Raw genomic sequence first — 9,419 nt, forward strand, 5'->3', positions numbered from 1 at the left:
TATAGATAAACCGGATTCGAGATCGGGACTCGGTAAATAATGACCTCTGAACAAATTATAAGACGCTCGGATATTTTAAACACCCAAGTCATCACCCGCGATAACGGGAGAAGGCTCGGCATTGTCAACCAACTGTGGGTAGATATTGACAGACGAGAGGTTGTGGCACTTGGATTGCGAGACAGCCTGATCTCCGTTTCTGGAATACCGCGCTATATGTATTTAGGCAGCGTTGACCAAATCGGCGACGTGATATTAGTTAATAATGAAGATGTAATCGAAGATATTGACACCCAGCTTTACAGTAATTTAGTCAACTGGGAAGTAATTACAGAATCCGGAGAAGTACTAGGAAGAGTACGCGGCTTCAAATTTGATGGCATCAGCGGTAGAATCACTTCCATAATCATTGCTTCTTTAGGATTACCACAAATACCCGACCAAGTTCTCAGCACCTACGAACTATCAATGGACGAAGTAGCCAGCGTTGGCGCAAACCGTTTGATAGTATTTGAAGGAGCAGAAGAGCGAGTCACTCAATTAAGCGTTGGCGTATTAGAACGTTTGGGTATCGGAAAAGCACCTTGGGAACGCGACGACGAATACTACAACGCCACTCCTCGCACCGTAGCGCCAGAAAATCAGCTACCATCGGGAGTACCTTTAGAAGCACCCCAAGTTAGAGTACGTCGCCCAGAACCCGTAGCAGAAGAAGTTTGGACTGAAGACGACGCTTACGAACAAGCCCCACGTCGTCGAGTCATGGAAGCACGCCCTTATGAAGAAGAAACCATCCGTTACGAAGAAGCCGAAGAAGACAACTGGAGCGAAGCCACGGGTAAAGATAAGTATCAAGCACCCACCGAGCCTTTCCCCACTAAAGCATATACAGAATACGAAGAAACCTACGACGACGACTTAGAAAAAGACGCTTGGGAAGACGAAGAAGCACCCCAGCCAATTGTTATTCCCAAGAAAGTCAAAGAAAAACAGCCAGAATACGAAGAAGAAGGCGGATATTAAGTTTAGTTAAGAATTAGGAGTTAGGAGTTAGGAGTTAATTTCTAGCTCCTATTTTTTTGTGTACTTAAGGAATTATATATATACGTGACTTCCTAACTCATGCGGAATACGACAAAGATAAATGGAAAAACGACGAATGGTTTGATAGCTAATACTAGCTAGAATAATGATAAAAGAGAAAGAAGTTTGTATCAAACAATTTTTCTTTCTCCTAGAAACAACAAATTAATGGCAAATGTCATATACACAAAACACCTACACAAACTTACTTGTATCTTTCCCTCCACGTCCTATAAAGTCTGAAGAAGACTTAGAAAAAATTCAAAATATTGTTGATAGTTTGCTTGATAAAGGAAAATTAACAGAAGACGAAGAAGATTATTTATATCTATTAGCAATGTTGATTGAAGAGTATGAAGAAAAACAAGACTTAGTTCCAGATATTTATGGAATAGAGCTTATCAAAGCTTTAATGGTGGAACTAGACCTGAAACAAAAAGATTTAATTCCTATTTTTAAAACTGAGTCTATTGTCTCTGATGTACTTAACGGAAAAAGAAAATTGACGGTTGAACATATTCAAAAGAGTGCAGAATTGTTCCATCTTTCACCTGCTGTATTTTTCCCTGAGAATTAGTGTTAAAAATCCAAAACATCCAAAGATTCTTCAATTTCCAAATCTAATATCTTTTCTCTCGTATCCTTATGTTCCTGCACCTTACCCGCTTTTTGATATAAATCGGCTGCTACCTGAAAATCTGCAACTGCTCCTTGAGTATCTCCTAATTCATCCCGCAGGTTTCCCCGATTAATATAAGCATCTGCATCCGAAGGATTTATTTTAATTGCTTGATTGTAATCTTCTATGGCTTCAGGTTTATCTCCTAACTGATAAAAGGCATTTCCCCGATAAAAATAAGCATCCGCATCATAGGGATTTATTTGAATTGCCTTGGTAAAATCTTCAATTGCTTGTAAATAATCCCCCAAATCGCAACGAGCATTACCGCGCTTTTTGTAACCAACTGCATCATCGGGACTGATTTCGATTACCTGCGTAAAAACTTCGATGGCTCGTTGATGATTCTCCCGTTCTAAATTATCATTTATGGGAGTATGAGAATTATCCTCGATATTGAGAGTAACTTGCTGGTGTTCTAATAAATGAGGATTGATTTTTCTTGCTTGAGTGTAATCTTCAATTGCACCTTGACTATCTCCAATAATAGAACGAATATCACCACGGTTTTGAAAAGCTACCGCATCGTAAGAATTAATTCTAATTGCTTGCGTATAATCTTCAATGGCTCCGTAATAATCTGCTAACTGATATCGAGTCAACCCGCTTTTTATATAAGCTTTAGCAAAATTCGGATTTACGTTAATTGCTTGAGTAAAATCTGCGATCGCTTGACTATAATCTTTTAAACAGTAAAACACATTGCCGCGTTTGTAGTAAGTATTGGCATCGCTATGATGAATCTGTAATGCTTGACTATAATTTTCAATTGCACCATCATAAAGTTTTTTCTGAAAACATTCATCACCCTGCTCAACGTAAAGCCGATCTAAATTCTCTTCGGTTTTAATTGACGTAATCAAATTCTGATTTGCTGGTTTTCCAAATAATTGCTGCTGAGGAGAAATATTTGGAGCTATATAACTTGTCGAAGCCTGTAAGTATTCTAAATAAGCACGTAACCCACCAGCATAAAATAACTGCTCAATTCCAAAAGAGATTTTACCAGTTCTCAACTTAATCATTTCAGTTGGTAAAAACCCAGCCAAAACCATATTATATTTAGATTGCGCTTCATTTACCTCTTCCTGAATTAAAACGCAAACAATAACCGCATTTTTTTGGACTTCATCAACAGAAACCGACCATCTTACCTTATTAAAGTAACCGTGACGAGATTTAACTTCAATCCCAATTAAAGGATTAGCAGTCAACGTAAAATCAACATTACCATCGCCGCCGAAGCGTTTTTCATAATCGACTTCAGTAATAAAGTCGGCTAACCTTTCCTTAACAACTTCTTCACCCAACTTTCCCTTAAGATAGCTAACAAAAACATCGCGCACCGAAGAAACGCGCTTGTACTTTTCCGCCATCATCCAGCAAAACTCGCGTAACTGTTTTAACCTTTCTCCAGAGATAACAGTTAATTCACTATATTGACCAACACGTTCGCAATGCAGCAAACAACCATCAGCTAAGCGCTTGATAAAGTCGGATTGTAAACTTCGCAGTACGTTACTCCAATCCATCAATAGTTCTGCGAATTTTAGGATTTATCTATTTTAGTTTAGTATCAACTCTGCGTAAAGATAAAGGTAATTGTACTTATGAAGGGAAGAGGGAAGAGGGAAATAAGTTTAAATGCTGGCAATTTCAATCAATTTTTTCAAAATCTTCAATACATCATACAAATCATTACCGGGGTTACGCATTGAGAAAACTCTTGATGTTCCGTATTGCGGTGTATTACTTTTAGCTAACTTGATAAAAATAAATTCGCTACCTGTGGCGATCAGTCCAAAAGTTGGTTTATCAATTATGGGGCTGCCAAGCATATAGGCGAGTAATTGCGCTAAACCTTCTTCAATAGAGAATGATGCTTTTTTTGATTCAATAATTATTACCCAGAGTCGATCGCACAAAACCAAACTATCGATGCGACCTTTGATAATAGTATCTTGCTCTGGGACTTCAATATCGATTGATTCTTCCGACTTGACGTAAAATGGTGCGAGGTAAAAATCACCAATAAAAAGCAATGGATCGACTATTGCTTGACGCACAATTCCTTCTAACAACGGTGGATAATTAAGCAGGTTGAAATAACCATCCCTTATTTTATCGAGCAGTTGCTTATCGTATTCGCTCAATTCTGGTAAATCATCTTGCCATTCGGGGAAAAAGTCAAGGTTTCTAACTAATTGAATGCCGAAGTTGTCTATCAGGTAGCGAAGATTAATATCTCTTGCTTGAATAGTTTGAATAGCCATTTTTGATTAACGTTGGTGCTTAAGAAGGGACAGGAGGAGAGGGGGAGATGGGGAGACAAGGAGACAAGGATAAAAATAATTATTACCAATTACCAATTACCTATTCCCAATGCCCCATTTCATTATTGCATTCTATCTATAGTGCGATATTGAACGGCTTCAGCAACATGATGGGGCTGCAAGTTTTCGTCACCAGCTAAATCTGCAATAGTTCTAGCTACTTTTAAAATGCGATCGCTAGCTCTTGCTGATAAATTTAATTTTCTAATCGCCATTTCTAATAAATTACGAGATGCATCATCTAATTTGCACCATTTCTGTAGATGGCGACTTTGCATTTGAGCATTACAGCGTAAAGTTTTTTCTTTTATAAATCTTTTAGATGCTCTCTCCCGTGCAACTAAAACCCTTTCCCTAACGGTTTCCGATGTTTCTCCGTTGGGTTGCTGGGTAATTTCTTCGGGTTTTAAACGATTCACCGCAACTTGTAGATCAATTCTATCCATTAACGGCCCCGATAGCTTGCCCCAATATTGTTCTCTTTTATTCGGCGAACAGGTACACTGCTGTTGGGTATCGCCGTAAAAGCCGCAGGGGCAGGGATTGGTACTCGCCACCAAGGTAAATTGTGCGGGAAACATGACAGATTGTTTGGTGCGGGAAATAGTTACTTGCCCATCTTCTAAAGGTTGGCGCAGAAATTCTAAAACATCTCTTTTAAATTCTGTTAACTCATCTAGGAAAAGTACCCCTCGGTGTGATAGAGAAATTTCACCAGGACGGGGGTAGCTGCCACCACCCACCAAAGAAGGGCCACTCGCCGAATGATGGGGACTGCGAAAAGGGCGATCGCGAATTAATTTTCCCCGATTTTTCAATAAGCCAGCTACGGAATATATACGAGTCACTTCCAAAGATTCATCGAAACCCAACGGAGGTAAAATATCGGGTAAACGCCTTGCCAGCATAGTTTTACCACTTCCAGGTGGCCCCACAAAAATTAAATTATGACCACCAGCAGCAGCTATTTCTAAAGCCCGACGTGCGTGAGCTTGTCCTTTGACATCTTTTAAATCTAAATGATGAATAAATGATGCGTCGTGTGATTCTTCTTTTACAGTTTCATCAAGCTCTACAGGTTTATGACGTGCGGGATTATTTAAAAAATTAGCAACTTCAGAAATATTCTCAAAACCATAAACATCTAATCCCTTAACAACTGCTGCTTCTTGAGCATTATCAGCAGGTACCACCAAAGCCGTAATTCCCATATTTTGCGCCGCAGCCGCGATCGGTAATACACCAGCTACCGGGCGTAAACTACCATCAAGTGAAACTTCCCCCAGGAATAAAAAATCACCCAGTAAATCGGGATTAACTTGCTCGGAAGCCGCCAAAATACCCACGCTGATCGGTAAATCAAAACAAGGCCCTTCCTTACGCAAATCGGCAGGAGTCAAGTTGATCACAATCTTACGCATTGGGAAAGCAAAACCCGCGTTTTTCAAAGTTGCTTTTACCCTTTCCTTAGATTCCTGCACCGCACTATCGGGAAGCCCCAACATTACAATTGCTGGTAAACCCCCCGATACATCGACTTCCACACCCACCTTGATAGCATCGATGCCGACAATTGACGCACTCCAAACTCTAGCAAGCATTTATGTAAAACCTTGTATATAAAAACTTTTAATTCATCAGTTATAGCTGAAAATTATTTTGTGTGGCTTGTGATTAATCTTGTAGAGAGTGGGATTTTGATGAATTTTTCAATTTGCGATCAAGAATTTAGTGGATAAAGACAGGTTTGCGATCGTGGTTAAGTACGTATACCTCTCAGCAAGGTTGGATATACGGTAATTTACTACATAATAAGTAATTATAATACTTCGCTTCAGTCAGTAGGATGTACTTGTAAAGTTATTAATAAAGCATTTAGAAGATTTAACAGACAGGAAGCGGATACATTGTGGATTGGACACTTCGATGCCCTTTGTGTGTTCAAGGTTCCATTAAGCGTGAAAAGGATTCTACGCCAGGTTTCAAGGAAAGTAGTATGTGGTCGTGCGGTGTTTGTGGTCTATCCGGTGATGGAGTTTATGTTGAACTTAATACAGCAAAACCTCAGTTTCGCGATCAAAGTTCGTAGGTTGGGTTAAACCTCAGAGCAGAATTAGTTTTGACAGAGATTTATCATCGCGCTGTAACCCAACATTAAATTATTAGTTTATACTGCTTTTCCGCCATAATGATGTTGGGTTACGACACGATTAATAAATCCTCGTTACTAATCAAATTTGGTTTTCGTGTCTAACCCAACCTACAACTACAACCCAAAGATATCAAAATCAAATTCAAGATTTGTGTGAAGTTCGTAGGTTGGGTTAGGCACACAGGGAAATTAGGTATCAACCTAAAATTGATCAAAGTGCCGTAACCCAACATTAAATCATTGGTACTGTAAAATATTTTAAAATCGCATAATACTGCTTGTCGGCTACCGCAATGTTGGGTTACGACACGATGAAAAAATTTTCATTACAAATTAACTTTGATTTTCGTGTCTAACCCAACCTACAACTTGAATATAGGTTAGAAGATATTCTGTGATGCAAACTCAAACTTTCCGCCCAATTCCCAACGAAAACAAAAGCGGTTTAACAAAAGTAGCCACCAACATCTGGACAATTGAAGCTCCCGACTGCATATGCTACCGCCCACCGATGCAACCCCGCTACCCCTACACCCATCGAGCAGTTGTCATTCGCTTAAAAGACAACAGCCTTTTTATTATTTCCCCAATCCGTCTTACTAATGATATCCGCGCCGATATTGATGCACTTGGAACTTTAAAATATATCGTTTCGCCAAATAACATTCACCACTTGCATATGGGAGGTTGGAGCCAAGCATACCCAGACGCGAAACTTTATGCATCACCACGGCTAGATTCAAAGCGCAAAGACTTAACCTTCTACAAAACGCTTTCTACAGACGAGCCAGAACCCGAATGGAAGGATGAAATAGATCAATGCGTTTTTGGTTCAGGTAATGGATTTGTGGATGAAATTGTTTTTTTCCATCACGAGTCGAACACCGTAGTTTTCACCGATATGATTATGGACTTCGATTCCGCAGCTTTTTCTTCTATCTCCCGCGTGACTGCTCAGTTGAACCAAATGTATAAACATACCCCACGCGGAATGCAGTTAGCTAATATGTTCAACCGCGAATCTTTACGTAATTCCCTTAATACCGTTCGCAGTTGGGGAGCCGAACATTTAATAGTAGCTCACAGCCCTTGGTTGTGTGTAGATGGGAAAGAGGAAGTTACAAAATTTTTAGACTTTGCTTTCGACTGGTTAACTCCACGTCCCACAATCGTCGAAGCTGCGATAACTGCGGTATGGTTTTTGGTAGCTTTACTAATTATTTTGCCAGGTCACGCATTAATCGTATTGATTCTAGATATAGTTTATCCAAAGCTTATAAAACAAAATTAGTAGGTTTGGTTTAGGCGAATTTATATTCGCTTCTGTGGTAATAATTGTTGTCCGCAATCATGATGTTGGGTTACGACACGATTAATAGACATCTCCGGAAATGAAAAAAACCTCTTTCCAAACCTCTCTCTTGCAAAGAGAGAGGCTTTAAAACCCCACTTCCCTCATAGGGAAGGGGGAAGGGGGGAAAGCGCATGCAAACTATATAAATGTTTTCCGGAGATGTCTAATAAATCCTCGTTACAAGTAAAATTTGATTGTCGTGTCTAACCCAACCTACAACTCCACAAACTGCTTGTGTAAATACTTCTTCTCAACTACTCTCTTGAAAGGCGATTATACGGAATAATTCTGCGTAATCAATCCTTTAATGGCTTATTTATCAATACTTTCAGAACAGTGCAAGAAAAAATGAGGCAATATTCCCCACTCACGATTGTTTCTTATGTAATCGGTCCAATACTGATTATTTCTAGTCATTTCGGTTCGTTGCTAGTTTTTACGACTGGTTTGTCGTGGGGCGCTGTTGTATGGATTTTATTTTTATACTTAATCCGAATGCTGGGAACAACTGCTATCTACCACAGGTTGCTTACCCATAAAAGCTATCAGGCTCCTGAAGCAGTTCTATGGCTAGGATGTATTGTAACGGCATCGGCTGGGCAAATGGGACCAAGCTGGTGGAAAGCACACCACATGAATCATCATCAACATTCCGATGGCGAGCTAGACACTCATTCTCCTAATACACAAAGTAACGCGATCGCAGGTTTTTATTGGTCGCAAGGAGGTTGGTTGTTATCGCCCAATTTCCTCCCAGATAAGCTACCAAGCGATGTTGAAAATGACAGAGTTTTAAAGATAATTGACCGTTTGCACTTCGTACCTGTAATAGCTTTGGGAGCGCTTTCCTATTTTATCGGCGGTGTTGAATATCTCGGTGCATTTTTTCTCAGCACAACTCTGTTATTCCACGGAGTACAAACCGTTAACTCACTTTCCCATATCTTTGGCGATCGCCCTTTTATCACCAATGAATTTAGCCGAAATAATGCCTTCGTAGCAGTGCTAACCCTGGGTGAAGGCTGGCATAATCTCCATCACGCTTTTCAATCATCCAGTCGGCATGGCATAACTATTCGTTCTGGAAAAGTTGCATATCTACCAGATCCTACATATAGCTTTATTAAGATGCTGGAATTTTTCAAATTAGCGTCGAAGCCTAAAATGATTCCCGAAACCAAGTTGCTGGGACGTTCTAGAGAGCAAAGTTTTCAGAAATTAGAATTGCCAGTGGCATTGGAAACGGTAGAATCTTAATTTTTGAACCGTCCGTTCTATGATTAACAATTGATATTGAGCAATAACAACAAAGAAGAAATGACCGCACAAGACACTATTTTCGGCAAAATTATTAGAAAAGAAATCCCCGCCGACATTGTTTATGAGGATGACTTAGCATTAGCCTTCAAAGACGTTAGCCCCCAAGCACCCGTCCATATATTAGTCATCCCCAAAAAACCGATACCCAAACTAGCCGACGCTTCCCCCGAAGACCAAGCTTTAATGGGACATCTATTATTAACCGCTAAAAAAGTAGCCGAAGAAGCCGGATTAACCAACGGCTATCGCACAGTTATTAACACCGGCTCCGACGGCGGACAAACAGTCCATCACTTACATATACATATCCTTGGTGGAAGACAGATGAAGTGGCCACCCGGTTGAGGTGATGAGGGTATGGGGAGATGGCGAGATGGGGGATGGGAAGATGGGGACAAGGAGTAATACCCAATTCCCAATTACCAATTACCAATTACCAATTACCAATTCCCTGTTCCCTACTCTTAACCAATTGTTCGCTGATAACAGAAACTAATG

9 protein-coding genes are annotated in these 9,419 nt (G+C 40.0%); 6 read left to right on the forward strand and 3 right to left on the reverse strand.

Going from position 1 to position 9,419, the window contains the following annotated elements; all coding sequences use genetic code 11:
• The first annotated feature begins 39 nt into the window (after positions 1-39).
• Entirely contained in the window at positions 40-1,023 is a 984-nt protein-coding gene (locus ACM03V_RS32345; protein ID WP_414624913.1) for a PRC-barrel domain-containing protein, read from the forward strand.
• A 235-nt stretch (positions 1,024-1,258) separates the two neighbouring features.
• Positions 1,259-1,660, forward strand: a complete 402-nt coding sequence (locus ACM03V_RS32350) for a helix-turn-helix domain-containing protein (protein WP_414624914.1) — start codon at positions 1,259-1,261, stop codon at positions 1,658-1,660.
• A gap of 2 nt (positions 1,661-1,662) precedes the next feature.
• Here ACM03V_RS32350 and ACM03V_RS32355 read toward each other — a convergent pair whose 3' ends face one another.
• The 3 genes from ACM03V_RS32355 to ACM03V_RS32365 all read right to left on the reverse strand — a co-directional run bounded on the left by ACM03V_RS32355 (position 1,663) and on the right by ACM03V_RS32365 (position 5,696).
• On the reverse strand, positions 1,663-3,294 hold the full coding sequence (locus ACM03V_RS32355; protein ID WP_414624915.1) for a tetratricopeptide repeat protein: 1,632 nt from the start codon (positions 3,292-3,294) through the stop codon (positions 1,663-1,665).
• Between the two features lie 108 nt (positions 3,295-3,402).
• On the reverse strand, positions 3,403-4,035 hold the full coding sequence (locus ACM03V_RS32360) for a restriction endonuclease subunit R (protein WP_414624916.1): 633 nt from the start codon (positions 4,033-4,035) through the stop codon (positions 3,403-3,405).
• A gap of 122 nt (positions 4,036-4,157) precedes the next feature.
• A complete protein-coding gene (locus ACM03V_RS32365) occupies positions 4,158-5,696 on the reverse strand; it encodes a YifB family Mg chelatase-like AAA ATPase (RefSeq protein WP_414624917.1) in 1,539 nt (512 codons plus the stop codon).
• A 308-nt stretch (positions 5,697-6,004) separates the two neighbouring features.
• Between ACM03V_RS32365 and ACM03V_RS32370 the strand changes: the two genes are divergently transcribed.
• The 4 genes from ACM03V_RS32370 (at position 6,005) to ACM03V_RS32385 (ending at position 9,266) form a co-directional block, all read left to right on the forward strand.
• Complete coding sequence (locus ACM03V_RS32370) at positions 6,005-6,184, forward strand: hypothetical protein (RefSeq protein ID WP_414624918.1); 180 nt, start codon at positions 6,005-6,007, stop codon at positions 6,182-6,184.
• Between the two features lie 460 nt (positions 6,185-6,644).
• Positions 6,645-7,538: a DUF4336 domain-containing protein gene (locus ACM03V_RS32375; RefSeq protein ID WP_414624919.1), complete on the forward strand. Its 894-nt coding sequence runs from the start codon at positions 6,645-6,647 to the stop codon at positions 7,536-7,538.
• A gap of 411 nt (positions 7,539-7,949) precedes the next feature.
• Positions 7,950-8,858, forward strand: coding sequence for an acyl-CoA desaturase (locus ACM03V_RS32380; RefSeq protein WP_414624920.1), 909 nt, complete (start codon positions 7,950-7,952; stop codon positions 8,856-8,858).
• Positions 8,859-8,918: 60 nt separating this feature from the next.
• On the forward strand, positions 8,919-9,266 hold the full coding sequence (locus ACM03V_RS32385) for a histidine triad nucleotide-binding protein (protein WP_414624921.1): 348 nt from the start codon (positions 8,919-8,921) through the stop codon (positions 9,264-9,266).
• Positions 9,267-9,419 lie beyond the last annotated feature (153 nt).

Source organism: Calothrix sp. CCY 0018 (genome assembly GCF_963920925.1).
GTDB lineage: Bacteria > Cyanobacteriota > Cyanobacteriia > Cyanobacteriales > Nostocaceae > Rivularia.

What these genes read in the sequence shown, in the direction of transcription:
- ACM03V_RS32345 (WP_414624913.1), top strand. Translation starts at nt 40, where the DNA reads ATGACCTCTGAACAAATTATAAGACGCTCGGATATTTTAAACACCCAA.
- ACM03V_RS32350 (WP_414624914.1), top strand. Translation starts at nt 1,259, where the DNA reads ATGTCATATACACAAAACACCTACACAAACTTACTTGTATCTTTCCCT.
- ACM03V_RS32355 (WP_414624915.1), bottom strand. Translation starts at nt 3,294, where the DNA reads ATGGATTGGAGTAACGTACTGCGAAGTTTACAATCCGACTTTATCAAG.
- ACM03V_RS32360 (WP_414624916.1), bottom strand. Translation starts at nt 4,035, where the DNA reads ATGGCTATTCAAACTATTCAAGCAAGAGATATTAATCTTCGCTACCTG.
- ACM03V_RS32365 (WP_414624917.1), bottom strand. Translation starts at nt 5,696, where the DNA reads ATGCTTGCTAGAGTTTGGAGTGCGTCAATTGTCGGCATCGATGCTATC.
- ACM03V_RS32375 (WP_414624919.1), top strand. Translation starts at nt 6,645, where the DNA reads ATGCAAACTCAAACTTTCCGCCCAATTCCCAACGAAAACAAAAGCGGT.
- ACM03V_RS32380 (WP_414624920.1), top strand. Translation starts at nt 7,950, where the DNA reads ATGAGGCAATATTCCCCACTCACGATTGTTTCTTATGTAATCGGTCCA.
- ACM03V_RS32385 (WP_414624921.1), top strand. Translation starts at nt 8,919, where the DNA reads ATGACCGCACAAGACACTATTTTCGGCAAAATTATTAGAAAAGAAATC.